This window comes from Hydrogenophaga sp., assembly GCF_031426985.1.
Classification (GTDB): domain Bacteria; phylum Pseudomonadota; class Gammaproteobacteria; order Burkholderiales; family Burkholderiaceae_C; genus Hydrogenophaga.
The window spans coordinates 1-20,206 of record NZ_JASJOY010000230.1; the positions used below are offsets into that span (position 1 = coordinate 1).

Here is a 20,206-nt window from a genome sequence, read left to right on the forward strand (position 1 = left end):
TCTTCCACGAGTTCGGCATCACCATGGTGGCGGCGGTGCTGATCTCCATGTTCGTCAGCTTCACGCTGGACCCGATGCTCTCGTCCGTCTGGCACGACCCGGAGATTGAAAAACACGGCCAGCACGCCGCCCCGGTGAGCCTGTACGACAAAACCATCGGCCGCGTGACCGGCTGGTTCGACCGCGTGCAGGACGACCTGGCTGAGGTCTACCAGGGCGCGCTGCGCTGGTCGCTGGCGCACAAACTGGCCACCATGGGGCTGGCGGTGGCGGTGTTCGCCAGCAGCATTGCCCTGCTGCCGCTGCTGGGCACCGAATTCGTGCCCAAGGCCGACTTCTCGGAAACGCAGGTCAGTTTTCACACGCCGGTCGGTTCGTCGCTGGCAGCGACCGAGGCCAAGACGCGCCAGGTGGAAGCCGTGCTGCGCGAGTTCCCTGAAGTCAAGTACACGCTCTCGACCATCAACACCGGCAACGCGCAGGGCAAGATGTACGCGAGCGTCTATGTGCGCCTGTTGGACCGCAAGGAACGCAGCCTGAACGCCGACGCCATGGCCGCCAAGCTGCGCGAGCGCCTGCGCAGCGTACCGGGCATCAACGTCACCCACGCCGGCCTGCTCGACCCGGTGGGCGGCAACAAGCAGATCGAGTTTTCGCTGCAGGGCGACGACCTCACCGAACTCGCCCGGCTGAACGCGCTGGTGCTGGACAAGATCCGCGGCATCCCCGGTCTGGTGGACCTGGACTCCAGCCTCAAGCCCAACAAACCCACGGTGGACGTGGCGCTGCGGCGCGACATCGCGTCCGACGCCGGGCTGAACGCCGCCGCCGTGGCCAGCAGCCTGCGCACCCTGGTGGCCGGGCAGACGGTGGGCAACTGGCGCGCGGCCGACGGCGAAAGCTACGACGTCAACGTGCGCCTGGCCCCCGAGCAGCGCGCGCGCACCGCCGACCTGGCGGCCCTGCCCTTCGTGGTCGGCAACAACGCCGACGGCAGCGCCCGCGTGGTGCGCCTGGGCCAGGTGGCGCAGGTGGTGGAAGGCACGGGCCCGAACCAGATCAACCGCCGCAACCTCAACCGCGAAGTGGCCATCAACGCCAACGTCTACGGCCGCTCGGCCGGCGAGGTCTCGGCCGAGATCAAGCAGGTGCTGGACACCATCGCCCTGCCGCCGGGCTACCGGGCGGAGTTCGGCGGCTCCACCAAAAACATGCAGGAGAGTTTTGGCTACGCCGTCTCGGCGCTGGCCATGGCCATCATCTTCATCTACATGATCCTGGCCAGCCAGTTCCAGAGCTTCCTGCAACCGCTGGCGCTCATGACCTCGTTGCCGCTCACGCTGATCGGCGTGGCGCTGGCGCTGCTGATGTTCGGCTCCACCATGAGCATGTTCTCGGTCATCGGCATCGTGCTGCTGATGGGCCTGGTGACCAAGAACGCCATCCTGCTGGTGGATTTTGCGATCCGCGCCCGCCAGGGCTTTGAAGGCCAGCCGCCGCTGGACCGCGACAACGCCCTGCTGCTGGCCGCCCAGGTGCGGCTGCGCCCCATCCTCATGACCACCCTGGCCATGGTCTTCGGCATGGTGCCGCTGGCCTTTGCGCTGACCGAAGGTTCCGAGCAACGCGCCCCCATGGGCCAGGCCGTCATCGGCGGCGTCATCACCTCGTCCATCCTCACCCTGGTGGTGGTGCCTGTGGTGTACTGCTACATGGACGATCTGGCGGCCTGGTTCCGCCGCGTGCTGGGGCCCCGCAGCCATGGCCCGCAAACCCCTGCTCGGTAAAATGGTTCTGAATCGGCTAACATACCCACCGGAGTATCTGAAATGACTTCCCCGAACACCCTGAGCCTGGACAAGGCCCGCTTCAACATGATCGAGCAGCAGGTCCGCCCCTGGGACGTGCTGGACCCGACCGTGCTGGCCCTGCTGGACACGGTGCCGCGCGACCTGTTCGTGTCCGCTGCGCACAAGGCCATGGCCTATGTCGACATGGAGCTGCCCCTGGGCGACGGCGCCGACCAGGTCATGCTGGCCCCGCGCGTGCAGGCCCGCCTGGTGCAGGACCTGGCCGTGCAAACCACCGACAAGGTGCTGGTCATCGGCACCGGCAGCGGCTTCACCACCGCCCTGCTGGCCAAGCTGGCCCAGCGCGTCGTGTCGCTGGAGATCGACGAGACCATCGCCCGCGCCGCGCGCGCGCACCTGCAGGCCGCCGGCATCGCCAACGCCGACGTGCGCGTGGCCGACGCGGCCGCCAACGGTTTTGCCGCCTGCGCCGCCGAAGCGCCCTGGGACGCGATCCTGGTCGCGGGCTCGGTGGCCGAAGTGCCGCAGGCCCTACTCGCGCTGCTCGCCCCGGGTGGCCGCCTGGCCGTCATCGCCGGGCAGGAACCCATGATGCGCGCCACCTTCGTCACCCGCGTGGCCGACGCCAGCTTCCGCACCGCCCAGCCCTGGGACACCATCGCCCCGCGCTTGCGGAACTTTCCCGAGCCCTCGCGCTTCAGCTTCTGACCATGCAATCCATCCGTCCCTCGCAATGGGGTGACTGGCTCCAGCAGCTGGCCACCGAACAACCCGGCGTCAAGCCGGTGCTGCTGGACGTGCGCGAACCCTGGGAATGCCAGACCGCCAGCGTGAAGGCCGACGACGGCTTCACGCTGGTGCAGATGCCCATGCGCACCGTGCCCGCGCGCTACATGGAAATGGACCGCGACCTCCCGATCGCCTGCCTGTGCCACCACGGTGCCCGCAGCGCGCAGGTGGTGCACTTCCTGATGCAGCAGGGCTTTTCCCACGTGGTCAATGTCCATGGCGGCATCAACGCCTGGTCGCACGAGCGCGACCCGGGCGTGCCCACGTACTGACCCCCCGAATCCGCCACGCCACCCGCGCCCGCCCCACCAGGAACCGCAATGAACGCCCACATCACCACCCCGTCCAGCGCCGTCGCCCCTCGGTTCACCGTGAGCCGCGTCGCGCTGGGTGCGCTGCTGGCCCTGGGGTGCGCATCGGCGGCACAGGCGCAGAACCTGGTCGAGCTGTACGAATCGGCTCGCGGTTACGACGCGGGCTTCCTCTCGGCCCGTTCGGCCTACGAGGCCAGCCTGGCCAAGGCCGAGCAGGCGCGTGCCGGCCTGCGGCCCCAGGCCGGCCTGGCGGCCGGTGCGAACTGGAACAACCGCGACAGCTCGGCCAACCCGCTGGACAGCACCTACAACAGCCAGAACGTGACGCTGTCGGCCAGCCAGCCGCTGTACCGCCCGGCCAACGCCGCGGCCGACCAGCAGGGCCAACTGTCCATCGACATCGCCAAAGCGCAGCTGCAAAGCGCCGAGCAGGACCTGATCGTGCGCACCACGCAGGCCTACTTCGACGTGCTGGCCGCGCAGGACACGCTGACCTTCGTCCAGGCCCAGAAAAAGGCCGTGAGCGAACAGCTCGCCGCCGCCAAGCGCAACTTCGAAGTGGGCACCACCACGGTGACCGACTCGCGCGAAGCCCAGGCCCGCTACGACCTGGTGATCGCCCAGGAAATCGCGGCCGAGAACGACCTGCGCGTCAAGAAGCTGGCGCTGGACCAACTGGTGGGCAAACCCGATGTGTCGCCCAAACCCCTGGCCGCGCCCGTGACGCTGCCGGCGCTGTCGCCCGCCGACCCACAGGCCTGGGTGGCACAAGCCGAGACCGGTCACCCGGCGGTGCTGCAGGCCGGCAAGGCCTTGGAGATCGCCCGGCTGGAAACCCGGAAGGCCGAAGCCGGCCACAAGCCCACCCTGGACCTGGTGGGCCAGTACCAGGTCGCGCGCGCGCCGTCGAGCAGCGCTGCCATCCCCGGCTACGTGCGCAACAACACCGCCACGGTGGGCGTGCAGTTCAACCTGCCCCTGTACGCCGGGGGTGCGATCCAGAACCGCGTGAAAGAAACCCTGGCCCTGGAAGACAAGGCCCGCACCGACCTGGAAGGCGCGAAGCGCGGGGTGAGCCAGGCCACGCGCAGCGCCTACTTCGGCGTGCTGTCGGGCCAGGGCCAGGTCAAGGCGCTGGAAGCGGCGGAGGCATCGAGCCAGAGCGCACTGGACGCCAACAAACTGGGCTACCAGGTGGGCGTGCGGATCAACATCGACGTGCTCAACGCCCAGAGCCAGCTGTTCCAGACCAAGCGCGACCTGGCGGTGGCGCGCTACAACGTGCTCATCGGCGGCCTGCGCCTGAAGCAAGCCAGCGGCCAGCTCAAGGCCGAAGACTTGCAGGGCGTGAACGCGCTGCTGGCACGCTGAGCCAGCCCATCATTCATCATGGCGCCGGATCTGCCGCCGGCGAGGGCACCCGGTCTTCTGCCGCGAGGTTGGCGTACACGCCCTGCAAAGCCATCAGTTCCTGGTGGCTGCCCTGCTCCACCAGTCTCCCCCGGCTGAGCACGATGATCTTGTCGACACCGCGAATGGTGTTGAGCCGGTGCGTGATGATCAGCGTGGTCCGGTTGGCCGACAGGCGCTCCAATGCGTCCTTGATGTAGGCCTCGGAATCCGGGTCCAGCGCAGACGTGGCCTCGTCCAGCACGATGATGGGCGCGTCCTTCAGGAACGCCCTGGCGATGGCAATGCGCTGGCGCTGCCCCCCCGACAGCAACGAACCGTTGTCGCCCACCAGCGCGTCCAGCCCCAGCGGTAGCTTGTTCACAAACTCGGTCACATGGGCCAGGCGGACCGCCTCGTTCAAGGCCTGGTCCGAGACATCTTTCAAACCAAAGCAGATGTTTTCCCGGATGGAGCCCGACATCAGGAAGTTGTCTTGCGACACAAAGGAAATCTGTGAGCGCAAGGTCTTGAGCGGCATCGAGCGGATGTCCCGACCATCCATCAGGATGGCACCAGCCGTCACATCGTAGAACCGGGGCAAGAGTTTCGCGATGGTGGACTTGCCCTCACCCGATCGGCCGACCAGCGCGACCATCTGGCCCTGCTGAACGTCGAAACTCACGTCATCAAGCACCAGCGAACCCTCGTCCTTGTAGCGGAACGAGACGCGGTCGAAACGGATGTCGGTCCTGTTCGGCGCCGATGCATCGGTTCCCTCATCCACCTCAGGGGCGAGATCCAGATAGGCGAACAGCACCTCGGCCGACCCGATGCCCTTCTGCAGCGAACTGTTGACCTCCGTCAGATCCTTGATCGGCTTCACCAGCATGGACACGGCCAGCAAGAAGGCGATGAAGTCGCCTGACGACATGGAGCCACCCGTGACCGGATTGAGGGCCAGCCAGACCAGAAAGGCGAGCGCGACCGAGACCATCATCTGCACCAGCGGCGAACTGATGGTTCGCGTCAGATCCATCTTGCGCGACTGCTTGCGATACAGATCACTTGCGCCACGGAACTTCTCGCGCATCGTCTGCTGTGTGCCAAAGATGCGAATCTCCCGATAGCCTTTGATGGCCTCAGTAGCCGCCTGGATGATCTGGGTCTGTGAACTGATCATCCCCTTGGCAATTTTTCGGAACCGCTTTCCCGTGAGGGCGGCCAGCCAGGCGATGAGGGGAGACACCACAATGAAGACACTGGCCAGCCGCCAGTTGAGCCAGAAGATGTAGCCCAGCAGGCCAATCACGTAGAGCCCCTCCTGCAACACCGTCTTCAGGGACGTGGTCACCGATTCCGCCACACTCAGAACACCGTACGTGACTTTGGAAATCAGCGCGCTTGAGTCCATCTCGTCATAGCGCCGCGCGGGCATGGCGACGAAGGTGTCGTACAGCTTGAGCTGCAAATCGTGCACCAACTCCTTGGCCACACTGGAGAGGGAGTAAGACCCCATGAAGCTGCCAATGCCACGAGCCGCAAACAGGCCAACGATCAACAAAGGGAAGAAGACCTCACGCCGCTCGCCTGCCTGGATGGAGTCGATGAGCAACTTCATGATGTGCGCGAAGGCCGCGTTGCTCGCACCGTAGATCACGAACCCCACGAAGGACAACGCGAACAGCAGCCAATGCCGCCTCGTCAACGCCAACAGGCGAAAGTAAGTGTCCATCGTGGACATCTGCCCAGACGCGACGAATTCCTTGGTCAAGCAACAACCCGTAAAAAGTAGACAAAGAACAATTGTCGCAGGCCTCGATCCCCAGCCCTCCTAGAGAGACGAGCGCCTACGCGGACACCAAGGAAACTGAGAAAAAGTCTTCAGGCCTGCACTTGTGCAACTGCGCGCTGGGGATGCCCTCCGTCGTGACACGACCTCAAACCGACCGGTCAGGATCTCTGCTCGATTTCCTCGAAAACAAGAAAGTCCGGGCGAGGGAGATTGCCCTCTCTTACAGCAAGAACATATTGCTTTCTCATTCGGATCTGCAGTTCACCATTGTTTTTCTTCAGAAGCGGAATACCTAACAAGCCAATAGTTGCGTAGCAAAAAGAAGAATGGAAGTTGCGTTTTGCGACGACTGAACGTATGTGTGCAAGCACTTGTATTCGCCACGCATCGCTCCGTTCCTCCTGCGCCAACAACCGGTCTCTTTGCTGCTCAAACGACACATCCGTATACGCGGCGTAGCGCAACGTCAACGCCAAGACGGGGGACGGCAGGGTCTCTATGCACCGTAAGAATCGGTCGCGGGAATAGAGGCCTTCGCTGGACACACCTGCCGAAAAAAGTGCTCGCGAAAAGCCCCGCTCACCACGTCGCACCGTGAGGTATTTGTTGCTGGTGGATACGTAGTTTTTCCAGTAGTCAATGAACACTTGCGACGACAGCACAGGCCGTTTGATCAAGAAAAAGTACGACAGAAAAATGCCGGCGTGCTCGCTGTCCTCATCTGGCTCGTCAACGTGTCGCAATGCACCCAGGAAATCTGCGGGCGAGCACTCCATGGCATCTAACATGGCCTCGCCGGACGTCAGCGGAAACCACACACTATCATTTAATACAACAAGGGTTTCGGGCGAAATAGACCAAGACCAGAGCAACCGAATTCCGTCTCGATACCCGCCGAAGTCATAACCAAAATTTTTGCGCTCGACATAACGCCATATGTAAGCACCCAGAGACTCCCGATCCTGTTCCTGAATAGGTGAATTGCTCACCATCAACACCGCATAGCCCTTGCTGGAAAGGTGCCGGCAGGTCGCAAGCACAGAAGCAGGGATACCGTGCGGTTGGTACACCAGAAAAATGGCAATCTTGTCCGTGAGTGGTGATGCACCATCTACCAGACGGAACCCAGTAGGAAAGCGTCTATCTAGCCAACGTTGCCGCAACGGTCCAATCAGCACTTCAGGCACAGCTTGCAACTGTTGGCGCAACGTCTCCAATTCACGTTTTACTTTCCAAGACGGAATCATGGCGTGCTCGTTTTCAAAGATGCCGCATCCGAGACATTCTCCGTGCAACGGTCATCAGACCGCCAATTCGCCATCAGCAAGGGCAGGATGGATGCAAACAGATGCCTCTCGGTGGTGACCCACAAAGGGCCATTAATGAAGCTGTCCACGAACAAGATTGTCATGAACGCAACCATCATCAGACGCTCACGACGACCTCTCTGGAGCCCATAGACAAACGGACGCCACAGGAAAAATGCATAAGTAAACAGCCCCAGCAGTCCGTACTCCACCCCAAAGAACAGGAACTGGTTATGAGGATGGATACAGGAAGTAGCGCAGACAACCCGATCTGTGTAAATCTGCTCGGCTAACAAGCGGTATGAACCTGTACCGTGCCCCCACAACGGACTGTCTGCCATCATCTGAAAGGATATTTTCCACATATCCAACCGGGCGCCGATGGATGTCAGCGCCGTGTCTCCCGACATGTAGCGGCCGATTTCCTGCAAAGCCAAGTCCACACGACCACGCAGCAGGGGTGAGCTGAAGAACACAATGCACACCAACACCCCCAGCAAGGCAAGTGCAGCCCAGCGACGAGCTGCAGGCAGTGACACAAAGGCCATCGACGCCAACATGGCCGCAATCACCACCTGCCCCGTGCGACTGGCCAGTAAATGGGTGATGCTGAACACGGTCAGCACTGTGATGAATACCCACAACGCTTTGGCGCGTCGGTCGATCGCATCCAATGCATACACCACCGACACGATGACAAACACCGACATGGCCAACGCTTGCGCGATGTAGTCATTGAACACGTTGTGACTCACCCCGAAGCCCTGGTTGTGGGTTTCGGACCACGGCACATCAAACCAAATGTTGATGTAGGTGGAAATGAGGGTAATGAGCGATCCAAGAGCGAATGCAGCCAGCGCCCGCCGTTGCCAGAGGGTTTCGTGGAGTACGGTGAGCAGCATCAGCATCAATGGCAATTTGCTGTACACATAAAGATGTTTTCCCAAGTACGCGGAAGGGGCGCCTGAATACAAACAGCCCAACAATACGAGTGCAGACAGCAATACACATGGCAGAGTGATCGGGTTGCCTTTGATCAGATTCCACTTTGCACGGTACCTTCCGGACAGCATCCATCCCACGATGACCAGCAAGATTCCTATATTGACCAACGCAATGCTGGTCGGCACACCCAACATGAGTGCGACGGTTCCCCAGCAAGCCATCAGACCCATGAAATTCATGAACCTGCTGGCAACTCTGTGTATATGAACCATGATGAGTGAGGGAGGGATGCAGGCGCATCACGGGCAGAACCGAGCCAATACACAAAAACCACGAGCCAATCAATCGCTGGCAAAAGCTTTCTGCAAAGGCCTGACCCAAAACTGAGTTCGGCTCAAAATATCAACAAAGCGTCCAGCCGCGTCACCCGCCCCGAACGTGGTGTCAGCAAGGAACCGTCGACCCCACACGCGCGTCAAAAACTCCTTGATCACCTCGACATCAAAAGCTGAACTGGCCGTTATCGATGGTCCGCTGGCCCGGTTGGTCTGCCGCGTACCCACATCCAGACTCGGCACTCCCAAAAACGGCGCCTCGCGCACCCCCGCGCTGCTGTTGCCCACCATCACCGCAGCGTTCTTCATCAGCTCGCTGAAGTAGTTGAAGCGCATCGACGGGATGAGGCGGAAGCGTTCCTTCGGCAGGCGTTCAAGCACGGCAAAGATGCCTTCGGTGCCGGGGTCGTTGTTGGGGGCAATGACGACAAAACACTTGCCGCTGGCCTCAAGCCGGCCGAACAGCGACGCGGCCTGGGCGCCAATGGTGTCGGCCTCGGAAGTGACGGGGTGGAAGACGGCGATGCCGTATTCGTCGAACGGAATGGCGTAGCGCGTCTTCACCTCATCGATGCTCACGCCCGATGGCCGGGCGTGCGTGTCGAGCTCGGGCGAGCCGATGTTGTAAACGCTGTCGGGCGACTCACCGAGCGCCAGCACACGTTGCCGCGCCGCTTCGGAACTGACGAAGTGCGTGGCGCACAGCTTGGTGTTGCAGTGGCGGATGCTCTCGTCGATGGTGCCCGAGACTTCGCCGCCTTCGATGTGCGCCGAAGGAATGTATTTCATGGCGCAGACGATGGAGGCGGCCAGTGCCTCGACCCGATCGCCGTGGATGATCACGAGGTCGGGCCGGTGCTCGTGCACGAAATCCGAGAAGCCCAGAATGGTCTTGGAGAGGATGAAGTCCTGCGCATCGCCTTCGCGCTGGTTCACGAACTCAAAGAACTCGGCGCCCGGAAAGCGCTTGACCTCCAGCCGCGTCTCACCGTAGCGGCGCATCATGTGCATGCCGGTGATGAAGAAGCTGATGGCAAAACCGGCCTGCTGCGCAGCCACCGCCAGCGGCTCCAGCTTGCCGTAGTCGGCCCGGGTGCCGGTGATGAACAGCAGTTTTTTGGGCATCGCCATCAGGTGTTGGCCGTGGGCGCCACGCCGTCCAGGTCGGTCCACAGCAGTTGCTGGTTGCGCTGGACGGCGCGTGTGAGCTTGGCGCCAATCAGGCGGTCAAAGTGCTGCACCGAGATTTCGCCCGAGCCCGGGCGGCGCGCCCAGATGTCTTTCTCGCCAATGACATGGCCTGCCGGCAGGTCCTGGTCGGCCACGATGGAGCCCCGTGCGAAGCGGTACACGTCTTCTTCCGGACCGGTACGCACCTTGGGGTTGTTCAGCGCGGTGTGGATTTCCTTGGAGCGGTCGATCAGGAAGCGCAGCTCGGCCGGGTCCATGGAACACGGAATGTCCGGGCCCTTGCGGTAGCGCGTGTCGGTGAAGTGGCGCTCCAGGATGCAGGCACCCAGTGCCACCGACGCGATGGCCATTTCGGGGCCGATGCTGTGGTCCGAGAAACCGATGACCGCCTTCGGGAAGGCCTTGCGCAGCTCGGTGATACCCTGCAGGCTCACGATCTCGGGCGGCGAGGGGTACAGGTTGGTGCATTCCAGCAGCGCGTATTCGATGCCAGCGTCGTCCAGCGCCTGCACCGAGGGGCGCAGCGACTCGATGGTCTGCATGCCGGTGCTCAGGATCACCGGCTTGCCAAAACCGGCGATGTGGCGGATCAGCGGCACGTGGTTGGCCTCGCCGGACCCAATCTTGAAACCGGCCACGCCGATCTCGGCCAGGAAGTCGGCCGCCGCGCGCGAGAACGGCGTGGAGATGTAGATCATGCCCAGCGATTCGGCGTGGGCCTTCAGCGCGATCTCGTCGTCTTTGCTCAGGGCGCAGCGCTGCATCACTTCCCAGATCGACACGTCGGCGTTGGGCGGGAAGATGGCCTTGGCCTCGTCGGTCATTTCGTCTTCGACGAAGTGCGTCTGGTGCTTGACCATTTCGCAGCCGGCCTTGTGCGCGGCGCTGACCATGGCCTTGGCCACCTCCAGACTGCCGCCGTGGTTGATGCCGATTTCGGCGATCACCAGGGGCGGTTGCTGGGGGCCGATCTCGCGGTGGGCGATTTTCATATGCTTCAAAGATAAGTTTTGTCGGAGCTGAAAGGGTCAGAGCTGACCCTCGTAGTACTGGCGAATCTGTGCTTGCATGGTACCGAGCGTGTGGGGGCTCCAGATCAACACACGGCCTTTTTCATCCGTGATACGCCCGCCGTCCTGCAGTTCGAGCAGCTTCTCCGGCTTGATCAGCAAGCCGTTGAGCGTGACCGCCGCCAGCCGCCGCCGACGCGCACGCACCCAAGGCAGGCAGGCGCGCACATACAGCCACCAGCCCCAAAAGAACATGAACTCACCAGGGAACTTGACCGCAAACGACTTGGGGATCGCCTTCATGTGGGGCTGGGCGACCCAGCTGATGAAGCGTTCGTCCGCAATCATGGGCCGGAAATCGAAGTTCGGATGCTTTGCAAACAGCCCCCGAAATCGCGCGGCAATGAAGTGGTTGTGTGCCGGATGGAAAACCACAAACGAAGAGTTTCCGCGCGCGTAGTGCCTGCCTCCGCTCACGCGATGGCGCCACCGCCCGATGGGACCAAAAGGAATGATGGCGCTCTGCAGAATCGCGACCGACTGGGGGGTGTCCATCAACGCCAACCCCTGCTGCAGGTCCCCCAGGATGATCGTGTCCAAGTCCACATAGATGGCCGGCAGGTCCTCCGACAGGATGCCCTTTTCGAACATCACCAGCTTGGCCTGGCAGCCAGATCGCTTGAGCGGAGCCTGCAACCAGAAGTCGGGAAAACGGACCGTTTGGACCCCGTCTATTAGGTCGGGTTTCTCGGCATCGGTGATGAGCACAAATCGCGGGACGCTCGCGGCCTTATCCGCGATGTGACGGACCAGGTTGTTGATCAGTGACGTGCTGTATTTCGTCCCCCAGCAGATCAGGATGCACTGCCAATGGGGTTGCGGGTTGCGTACCGATGAAATATCGACAGGACTCATGTGATGGTTTCCATGCTTGGCGCAGTTGCCGCATCCGATAAAACGGCTTCACACCGTTCAAAGTCCTGCAAATTGTCGATGTCCTGGCTGAGCTCCGCGCTCATTTCGATGAGTCCGATGCGATCGGTCACGAAGCTGCCGCGCACCACGAACCCGGCCGCGTCGACCACGTACACCGCGCCATTGGGCCGCACCACCGGTGGCAGGCTCTGGCGGTTGGAAAAGCAGTAGGCCGGGTCGGACACCGGGCGAAAACGGTCGCCGTCAAGGATGCCCCACTTGAGCACACCGCGATCGGCCGGGGTGACCGACATGACCAGTTCGTGGGCGCCGCTGGCGAACACATCGAGAGCGGCCCGGATGTCGTGCGCGCGGCGCAGCGGTGAGGTGGCTTGCAGCAGCACCACGGTGCCTTGCACGCCCGCGGTCTGGATCGCATGAACGAGCACCGGTGCCATCGGCACCGTGTCTCCGGCCAATTCGGCGGGACGCTGGACCAGCGCCACGCCCGCCGGCTGCGGCGCCTGCAACACCTCGGTGATGTCGGTGGTGATGAGCACTCGGCTCGCGCCAGCGGCCAGGGCCTCGTCCACCGCGTGGCGGTACAGCGGTTTGCCCGCCAGCAGGCGCGTGTTCTTGCCCGGCAAGCCTTTGGAGCCGGCGCGCAGCGGAATGACCGCGGTCCAGTCCGGGGATGTGAGGGGCATGTGAGGTGAATCCTGAAGCGGGGCCAGCCACCCGGCTGAGCCCCCGTAACTATACTGGCTGCCCTCACCGATATGACCGCCCACACCCCGCCCCGCCCCTTCCCTCCGACCTGGCGCCTGTCGCTGATGATCGGCCTGTACGAGCTGCTCTGGCACCTGCTGATGCCGGTGTTTCTGCTCTTCCTGTGGCGGCGCGGCAAAAAAGAACCGCTGTACCGCGCCTTCTGGAACGAACGCTGGGGCCGCACCGCCACGGACTTGCAGCGCCCGCTGTGGGTGCACTCGGCCTCGATGGGCGAGATCCGCGGTGCGGCGCCGCTGGTGCGCGCGCTGCTGGCACAGGGCTACCCGGTGCTGGTGACCACGCTCACACCGGCCGGCCGCACTGCTGCCCAGAAGCTGTTCGAGGCCGACATCGCCGCCGGCCGGGCGCAGGTGGCCTATGTGCCGTTCGAACTGGGATCGGCCGTGCGCCGCTTCATCCGCCAGGTGCGGCCCCGTGCCGCGGTCATGACCGAGATCGACACCTGGCCGGTGCTGCTGGCCACCATCCGCCGCCAGGGGGTGCCGCTGGCCATGGCCAACGCCCAGTACCCGGGCAAGAGCATCGTGCGCGATCGCAAGTGGTTCGGTTTCCGGGCCGGCCTGTTCCAGGCCTACCAGCTGGTGCTGTGCAAGTCGCAAACCCATGCCCAGCGCTTTCGCGACGTGGGCTGCGGGCGGATCGAGATCGCAGGCGAGACGCGTTTTGACCTGCCGGTGTCGCCCCAGCAGATCGCCGCCGCGCAGACACGCGTGGGGCAGTGGGCGCTGGCCACCGGTGTGCCGGGCGGACGCCCCGTGGTGTGTTTCGCCAGCGCCATCGTGGGTGAAGACGAGCAGTTCGCACAGGCCATGCAACAGGTGCGGGCGGGCGTGGCAGCCGCCAGCCTGCCGCCGCCGCTGTTTGTGTACGTGCCGCGCAGCCCGCAGCGCTTTGACACCGTGGCGCAACTGCTGGAAGGCGCCGGCCTGCGCGTGGCACGCCGCAGCCGCATGCTGGACGCCCAGTTCGCGCCCACGGCCGACGCGCCCGACATGACCACCATCGACGTGCTGCTGGGCGACTCGCTGGGCGAGATGTATTTCTACCTCGCGCTGTCGCAGGTGGTGGTGGTCGGCGCCTCGTTTGTGCCCATGGGCGCGCACAACATCATCGAGCCGCTGGCGCTCAAGAAGCCGGTGATGGTCGGTCACAGCATCTGGGGCATCGAATACCCGGGCGTCGAAGCACTGGCGGCCGGCGTGCTGCAGCAACACATGACCATCCCCAGCCTGTCGCAGGCCCTGCTGCACCTGCTGATCGACGCGCAGGCCTATGCGCAGGCCATCGCCGGCGCCGAGGCCTTCTACGCCGAACACGGCGGCGCGACCGAGAAGCACATGGCGGTGCTGGTGCCGTGGCTGGAGGGGACTTGATAGCCCCCCTGCGCCGCTTCGGATATTCCCCCCGGCAGGGGGACGCGCCCTGCGGCCCGGCCAGAGCTTGTCGAAGGGCGGCTCCACGGGCGCCCTGGACGCGACACGGGCGTCCTCTGGCATCACAACGATGAGCAAACCCTTCGCCCTCCTGGCCTACGGCCTGCTGGCCCGCGCACTGGCGCCGGTCTGGCGCATAGGTCTGCAGCGCCGGCTGAGGCGTGGCAAGGAAACCCCCGCGAGCGTGCAGCAAAAGCTGGGGCTGGCCTACGCCGCGCGCCCCGCCGGCCCCCTGGTCTGGGGCCATGCGGTGGGCGTGGGCGAGTCGCTGGCGCTGGCCGGGCTGTTCGCGCGCCTGGGCGAGCGCCGGCCCGACCTGCACTTTCTCATCACCACCACGGCGCGCACCTCGGGCGACGCGCTCAAGGGCCGGCATGGCCAGTCCATCCTGCCGCCGCGCTGCCAGCACCAGTTCGCGCCGGTGGACACCCCCGATGCGGTGGCACGCTTTCTGGACCACTGGCAACCGTCGCTGGCGGTGTGGTGCGAGATGGACCTGTGGCCCGCGCTGATGGACGCCACCGATCAGCGCGGCATCCCGCGCGTGCTGGTCAATGCGCGGTTGTCCGCCGCCTCGCTGGCCAAGCGCCGCTGGGGCCGCTGGATCTACGCCGCGCTGCTGCCGGGGTTCCGCGCGCTGTACGCGCAGAACGACGCATCGGTGGACGCGCTGGTGGCGCTGGGCGCTCCGCGTGATCGCTGCACCGTAACCGGCACCATCAAGACCTTATCCCCCCCCCTGCCCTGCGACGCCGACGCCCTGCAACGCTGGCAGGCCGCACTGGCCGGCCGGCCGCTCTGGCTGGCAGCCTCCAGCCACCCGGGCGAAGAGGCCCTGGCGCTGCAGGCCCATGCGCGGCTGCGCGAACAGCACCCCAACGCCCTGCTGCTGATCGCGCCGCGCGTGCCAACACGCGGCGCCGAGGTGCTGGCCCTGTGCCCGGCCGGCACGCTGCAGCGCAGCGCCGACCCGGCCAGGTTGCCGGGCGCTCAGGCCAGCGTCTACCTGGCCGACACCATCGGCGAACTGGGCCTGTGGTACCGGCTGGCGCCGGTGGCGCTGGTTGGCGGATCCATCGCCGAAGTCGGCGGCCACAACCCGCACGAACCCCTGGCGCTGGGCTGCGCCGTGCTGCACGGGCCCAACGTGTGGAACTTCAGCGAGAGCTACGCCGAACTCGATGAGCAGGGCCTGAGCCGGCCCATCGGCAACGCCGACGAACTGGCGGCCGCCGTGCGTGCGAGCTGGCAGACCGCCCAGGCCCGTACACCGCACCGCCCGCGCGATCCGAAGATCGAGGCGATGGTCGAACAACTGGACACGCTGCTTCAGACCTGAATCCGGCGCGCGCGGACCCAGCGCAAGACACCCCGTGGAACCGGCTCCGCCGGCCCGCAGGGGTGGTCCACTCTCCGCAGCAGGGGGAAAACCGCGTCAGCGGCGCAGGGGGGGATTTCCTTCAGTGCGCCGAGGTGCCCACCACCGCGTCCGGCTTCACCTGTTTGAGCAAAGCCAACATTTCGCCCTCAATGCGGTGCAGCGCCTCGGGCGTGTGGCCCTCAAAGCGCAGCACCAGCACTGGTGTGGTGTTGGACGCGCGGATCAGGCCGAAGCCGTCCGGCCAGTCGACCCGCAGGCCATCGATGGTGGACACCCTGGCGGGCGCCGCAAAGCGTGCGGTCGCCACCAGCCGGTCCACCACCGCGTGCGGCTCGCCTTCGGCGCAGGCCACGTTCAGCTCGGGCGTGCTGTGGCTGGTCGGCAGGTTCTCCAGCACCGCGTTCGCATCGGGGCTGCGGCTCACAATTTCCAGCAGGCGGGCGCCCGCATACGTGCCGTCGTCAAAGCCGAACCAGCGCTCCTTGAAGAAGATGTGGCCGCTCATCTCGCCGCCCAGCGGGCTGTCCAGTTCCTTCATGCGCGCCTTGATCAGCGAGTGGCCGGTCTTGTAGATCACGGGCACGCCACCGGCGGCCTCGATGGCCGGCGCCAGGCGCTGCGAGCACTTCACGTCGAACAGGATCTGGCCGCCCGGCACGCGCGAAAGCACGTCCTGCGCGAACAGGATCATCTGGCGGTCGGGGTAGATGTTCTCGCCGCTCTGGGTGACGATGCCCAGGCGGTCGCCGTCGCCGTCGAAGGCCAGGCCGAGCTCGGCCCCCGTCTCGCGCAAGGCCTTCTGCAGGTCCAGCAGGTTCTCGGGCTTGCTCGGGTCCGGGTGGTGGTTGGGGAAGTTGCCGTCCACTTCGCTGAACAGTTCCACCACCTCGCAGCCCAGGGCGCGGAACAGCGCCGGCGCCGATGCCCCGGCGATGCCGTTGCCGCAGTCCACCACCAGCTTCATGGGGCGCGCCAGCTTCACGTCGCCCACGATGCGGGCGGTGTAGTCGGCCAGCACGTCGACCGAGCGCACGCGGCCCCCCGGCTGGTGCACACCGGCGTCGGCCTCGATGCAGCGGCGCAGGGCCTGGATCTCTTCGCCGTAGATGGCCTTGCCGGCCATCACCATCTTGAAACCGTTGTAGTCCTTGGGGTTGTGGCTGCCCGTGACCTGGATGCCGCTCTGGCACAGGGTGGCGGCCGCGAAGTACAGCATGGGCGTGGTCGCTGGGCCGATGTCGATCACCTCGATGCCCGCCGCCACCAGGCCGCGGATCAACGCCGCCGCCAGACCCGGCCCGCTCAGGCGCCCGTCGCGCCCCACGGCCACGGTCTTCTCGCCCTGGCGCTGCGCCTCGGTGCCGAAGGCCAGGCCCAGGGCCTCGGCCACCGCTTCATTCAGCGTGCTGGGCACGATGCCCCGGATGTCGTAGGCCTTGAAGATGGATGCGGCGACTTGCAAGCGGGGCTCCCGTGGGGTGGTTGGAATGCAGGGCATTGTAGGCAGCACGTGCGACATCCACAGGTCCGGAAACGGCCAGTCAAAGGGCGTCGGGCGCCGTACCATCACCCGCATGGACACCCCGCCCCGCCCCGACGACGACGCCCGTTACCGCGCCCTGTGCTCGCACGACGCACGGTTCGACGGCCGCCTGTTCGTGGGCGTCACCTCCACCGGCATCTACTGCCGGCCGGTGTGCCGCGTGCGCACCCCGCGCCGCGAGAACTGCCGCTTCTTCGACCACGCCGCCCAAGCCGAACAGGCCGGCTTTCGCCCCTGCCTGCGCTGCCGGCCCGAGTTGGCGCCGCTGCAACGCCACTGGTCACACGAAGACGCCAGCGCCATCCTGGCCCAACAGGCCACGCGCTGGCTGGACGACCCCGCGCACTGGTCCGACGACGGCGATGCGGCGCCGACGATGGAGCGGCTGTCGGCCCGCCTGGGCGTGAGCGCCCGGCACCTGCGCCGCGTGTTCGACACCCAGCTCGGCGTTTCGCCGCTGCAGTACCTGCTCACGCGCAAGCTGCTCACCGCCAAACAGCTGCTGGCCGACACCGGCCTGCCCATCGCCCAGGTGGCGCAGTCCAGTGGCTTCGCCAGCCTGCGCCGCTTCAACGCCGCCGTGGCCGAACACTACGGCCTGAGCCCCAGCCAGATGCGGCGGCGGACCGAAGCCGATCCATCCCGAGACCGCCCTCTGCGCCCCGTGGCGCTGACCTGGCGCCCGCCCTACGACCCCGCCGCCATACTGCGTTTTCTGGGCGATCGGCACCTGCCCGGCATCGAATGCGTGGACAACGGGCCCGCGCTCACCCTGCAGCGCACGGTGCGGCTCGCGCACGCGGGCCGAGTGCACACCGGCTGGTTCACGGCCCGGCTGGAACCCGACGCCCACCGCCTGTGGCTGGGCGTAAGCGACGGCCTGCACCCGGCGCTGCCGGTCCTCATCTGGCGGGTGCGGGCCCTGTTCGACCTCGACGCCGATCCCCAAGCCATCAACGCGCAGCTGCACACCGACTTCCCGGCCGGTGACGGGCTGCGCGTGCCGGGCGCGCTGGATGGTTTTGAACTCGCGGTGCGCGCCGTGCTGGGCCAGCAAATCACCGTCGCGGCAGCGCGCACGCTGGCGGGGCGGCTGGCCGACCACCTGGGCGAGCCGATCACCACCGGCCACCCGCAGCTCACACGGCTGTTCCCCGACGCCGAAGCCATCGCCCGGGTGGACCCGCAGGTGCTCGGCGAATTGGGCATCGTGCGGCAGCGCCAGGCCGCGCTGCAGGCCCTGGCCCGCGCGGTGCTGGCCGGCACGCTGGACCTCGATTCACACGCCGACCCCGAACACACCATCCAGGCCCTGGTCGCGCTGCCCGGCATCGGCCCCTGGACCGCCCAGTACATCGCCATGCGCGCGCTGCGCTGGCCCGACGCCTGGCCGGTGGGCGATGTCGCCCTCACCCAGGCCCTGGGCCTGCCCGACCACCGCAGCGCGGCTGCGCACCGGGCGGCCGCGCTGTGGTCGCAGCGCTGGCAGCCCTGGCGCAGCTACGCCGTCATCCGCGCCTGGTCTGGCGCCCATGTTGCACAGGAGACATCCGAATGAACATCCCCCCCGCCTGGCGCTCAGCCACCCACAGCACACCGCTGGGCCCCGTGCTGCTGCTGGCCAGCCCGCAGGGACTGGCCGGTCTCTGGTTTGATGGACAACGCCACCACCCGACGAGCGAGCGCATCGCTCAATGGACGGTGACCCCCAACGATCCGCTGTTGCGCGAGGCCGCGCGCCAACTAGACGCCTACTTCGACGCGGACCTCGGTGCGGACCTCAGCGCGGACTTCGGTGCGACGGGCCGCACCTTCGACCTGCCGCTGGACCTTGGTGCCGGCACCGATTTCCAGCAAGCTGTCTGGCGCGCCCTACTGAGCATCCCGGTTGGGCACACCTGCAGCTACCAAGCGCTCGCACAGCAGATCGGCCGGCCGCTGGCGGTGCGGGCGGTGGGCGCCGCCGTCGGACGCAACCCGCTGAGCATCGTCGTGCCCTGCCACCGTGTGGTGGGCAGCGACGGCGGCCTCACCGGCTACGCCGGCGGGCTGGACCGCAAACGCGCCCTGCTGCGGCTGGAATCCGCATTGATCGTCGCCCCGCATCAATCGGACCGCAAAAGAACATCAACACCCGACCAGCCCGTCCCGGGTTTGGCGCCACACTGATCCCATGTCACCTGCCCTCGGTCTGGAATTCCTGCTGCTCGCTGCCCTCTGGGGCGCGTCGTTCCTGTTCATGCGCCTGGGCGCGGCCGAATTTGGCCCGCTGCCCACCGCCGGCTTGCGTGTCGCGCTGGCGGCGCTGTTCCTGCTGCCCGTCTTCCTGGTGCGTGGCGTGTGGGCCGACTTCCGCCAGCGCGCCCGCGCCATCCTCTTCGTGGGGCTGCTGAACTCCGGCATCCCCTTTGTGCTGTTCGCGTTTGCGGTCATGCACATCCCCACCGGGGTGACCGCCATCCTGAACGCCACCGTGCCGCTGACCGGGGCCGTGGTCGCCTGGCTCTGGCTGGGTGACCGGCCGGGCGCCTCGCGCATGCTGGGTCTGGCGATCGGCTTTGCGGGTGTGAGCCTGCTGGTGATCGGCAAGTCCGGTTTCGCGGCGCTGACCGGCGGCGGCGCCAACGCCGGCACCACACTGTTGGCCATGGGTGCCTGCCTGCTGGCCACCCTGTGTTACGGCATCGCCGCCAGTTTCACCAAGCGCCACCTGACCGGCGCCCACCCGCTGGCCACGGCCACCGGCAGCCAGATCGGCGCGGCCCTCGGTCTGGCCCTGCCCACCTGGTGGCTCTGGCCCGCGCAGCCCGCCAGCGGCATCGCCTGGGGCGCTGTCGCCGCGGTGGCCCTGCTGTGCACCGCCATCGCGTACATCCTGTTCTTCCGCATCATTGCGCAGGCTGGGCCATCCAAAGCGCTGACGGTCACCTTCCTGGTGCCGGTTTTTGCGCTGGGCTACGGCGTGTGGTTCCTGGGAGAGTCCATCACCGCCTGGATGCTGCTGTGTGGCGTGGTCATCATTTGTGGCACCGCACTGTCCACCGGACTGTTGCGCCTGAAGGGCGCTGGAGCGGCGTAGCTGAGCCGCTGCCGGCAGCGGTGGCCGCCGGCCCGCCTTTGCGGCACCACCGGCCAACCGGACGCACAAAGAAAAACCGCCCAGACCTTGCAATCTGGGCGGTTTTCAAATACTGGCGGAGTGGACGGGGCTCGAACCCGCGACCCCCGGCGTGACAGGCCGGTATTCTAACCAACT

General features: G+C 65.7%; 17 protein-coding genes. 9 read left to right on the forward strand and 8 right to left on the reverse strand.

Features of this window, described 5'->3' with window-relative positions; all coding sequences use genetic code 11:
- The 4 genes from RMP09_RS23185 to RMP09_RS23200 form a co-directional block, all read left to right on the forward strand.
- On the forward strand, nucleotides 1–1,787 hold a 1,787-nt coding region (locus RMP09_RS23185), incomplete at its 5' end, for an efflux RND transporter permease subunit (RefSeq protein ID WP_310568337.1).
- 42 nt (nucleotides 1,788–1,829) lie between these two features.
- A complete protein-coding gene (locus tag RMP09_RS23190) occupies nucleotides 1,830–2,519 on the forward strand; it encodes a protein-L-isoaspartate O-methyltransferase (protein ID WP_310568338.1) in 690 nt (229 codons plus the stop codon).
- Between the two features lie 2 nt (nucleotides 2,520–2,521).
- Nucleotides 2,522–2,872, forward strand: coding sequence for a rhodanese-like domain-containing protein (locus RMP09_RS23195; protein ID WP_310568339.1), 351 nt, complete (start codon nucleotides 2,522–2,524; stop codon nucleotides 2,870–2,872).
- A gap of 48 nt (nucleotides 2,873–2,920) precedes the next feature.
- Nucleotides 2,921–4,285: a TolC family outer membrane protein gene (locus RMP09_RS23200; RefSeq protein ID WP_310568340.1), complete on the forward strand. Its 1,365-nt coding sequence runs from the start codon at nucleotides 2,921–2,923 to the stop codon at nucleotides 4,283–4,285.
- A 16-nt stretch (nucleotides 4,286–4,301) separates the two neighbouring features.
- Here RMP09_RS23200 and msbA read toward each other — a convergent pair whose 3' ends face one another.
- The 7 genes from msbA to RMP09_RS23235 all read right to left on the reverse strand — a co-directional run bounded on the left by msbA (nucleotide 4,302) and on the right by RMP09_RS23235 (nucleotide 12,508).
- Complete coding sequence (msbA, locus tag RMP09_RS23205; RefSeq protein ID WP_310568341.1) at nucleotides 4,302–6,038, reverse strand: lipid A export permease/ATP-binding protein MsbA; 1,737 nt, start codon at nucleotides 6,036–6,038, stop codon at nucleotides 4,302–4,304.
- Between the two features lie 218 nt (nucleotides 6,039–6,256).
- On the reverse strand, nucleotides 6,257–7,345 hold the full coding sequence (locus RMP09_RS23210; RefSeq protein ID WP_310568342.1) for a rhamnan synthesis F family protein: 1,089 nt from the start codon (nucleotides 7,343–7,345) through the stop codon (nucleotides 6,257–6,259).
- Nucleotides 7,342–8,589 carry an O-antigen ligase family protein gene (locus RMP09_RS23215; protein WP_310568343.1) on the reverse strand — a complete coding sequence of 416 codons (1,248 nt, stop codon included), beginning with the start codon at nucleotides 8,587–8,589 and terminating at the stop codon, nucleotides 7,342–7,344. The genes RMP09_RS23210 and RMP09_RS23215 overlap by 4 nt, the downstream gene beginning before the upstream one ends.
- A 102-nt stretch (nucleotides 8,590–8,691) precedes the next feature.
- Nucleotides 8,692–9,810: a UDP-N-acetylglucosamine 2-epimerase gene (gene neuC, locus RMP09_RS23220; RefSeq protein WP_310568344.1), complete on the reverse strand. Its 1,119-nt coding sequence runs from the start codon at nucleotides 9,808–9,810 to the stop codon at nucleotides 8,692–8,694.
- Between the two features lie 5 nt (nucleotides 9,811–9,815).
- The gene (locus tag RMP09_RS23225) at nucleotides 9,816–10,868 is read right to left on the reverse strand and encodes an N-acetylneuraminate synthase family protein (RefSeq protein ID WP_310568345.1); all 1,053 of its coding nucleotides are present in this window, start codon (nucleotides 10,866–10,868) and stop codon (nucleotides 9,816–9,818) included.
- Between the two features lie 36 nt (nucleotides 10,869–10,904).
- Complete coding sequence (locus RMP09_RS23230; protein ID WP_310568346.1) at nucleotides 10,905–11,801, reverse strand: hypothetical protein; 897 nt, start codon at nucleotides 11,799–11,801, stop codon at nucleotides 10,905–10,907.
- Complete coding sequence (locus RMP09_RS23235; protein WP_310568347.1) at nucleotides 11,798–12,508, reverse strand: acylneuraminate cytidylyltransferase family protein; 711 nt, start codon at nucleotides 12,506–12,508, stop codon at nucleotides 11,798–11,800. The genes RMP09_RS23230 and RMP09_RS23235 overlap by 4 nt, the downstream gene beginning before the upstream one ends.
- 72 nt (nucleotides 12,509–12,580) lie before the next feature.
- Between RMP09_RS23235 and RMP09_RS23240 the strand changes: the two genes are divergently transcribed.
- The gene (locus tag RMP09_RS23240) at nucleotides 12,581–13,966 is read left to right on the forward strand and encodes a 3-deoxy-D-manno-octulosonic acid transferase (RefSeq protein ID WP_310568348.1); all 1,386 of its coding nucleotides are present in this window, start codon (nucleotides 12,581–12,583) and stop codon (nucleotides 13,964–13,966) included.
- Nucleotides 13,967–14,096: 130 nt separating this feature from the next.
- Nucleotides 14,097–15,365, forward strand: coding sequence for a 3-deoxy-D-manno-octulosonic acid transferase (locus RMP09_RS23245; protein ID WP_310568349.1), 1,269 nt, complete (start codon nucleotides 14,097–14,099; stop codon nucleotides 15,363–15,365).
- 121 nt (nucleotides 15,366–15,486) lie between these two features.
- On the opposite strand, the gene RMP09_RS23250 is transcribed toward RMP09_RS23245, so the two are convergent.
- The gene (locus RMP09_RS23250) at nucleotides 15,487–16,869 is read right to left on the reverse strand and encodes a phosphomannomutase/phosphoglucomutase (protein ID WP_310568350.1); all 1,383 of its coding nucleotides are present in this window, start codon (nucleotides 16,867–16,869) and stop codon (nucleotides 15,487–15,489) included.
- Between the two features lie 112 nt (nucleotides 16,870–16,981).
- Here RMP09_RS23250 and RMP09_RS23255 point away from each other — a divergent pair, with 112 nt between their 5' ends.
- The 3 genes from RMP09_RS23255 to RMP09_RS23265 are packed head-to-tail and all read left to right on the forward strand — an operon-like array spanning nucleotide 16,982 to nucleotide 20,029.
- The gene (locus RMP09_RS23255) at nucleotides 16,982–18,508 is read left to right on the forward strand and encodes an AlkA N-terminal domain-containing protein (protein WP_310568351.1); all 1,527 of its coding nucleotides are present in this window, start codon (nucleotides 16,982–16,984) and stop codon (nucleotides 18,506–18,508) included.
- Nucleotides 18,505–19,119: a methylated-DNA--[protein]-cysteine S-methyltransferase gene (locus tag RMP09_RS23260; RefSeq protein ID WP_310568352.1), complete on the forward strand. Its 615-nt coding sequence runs from the start codon at nucleotides 18,505–18,507 to the stop codon at nucleotides 19,117–19,119. The genes RMP09_RS23255 and RMP09_RS23260 overlap by 4 nt, the downstream gene beginning before the upstream one ends.
- 4 nt (nucleotides 19,120–19,123) lie before the next feature.
- Nucleotides 19,124–20,029, forward strand: coding sequence for a DMT family transporter (locus RMP09_RS23265; protein WP_310568353.1), 906 nt, complete (start codon nucleotides 19,124–19,126; stop codon nucleotides 20,027–20,029).
- Nucleotides 20,030–20,206: the final 177 nt, after the last annotated feature.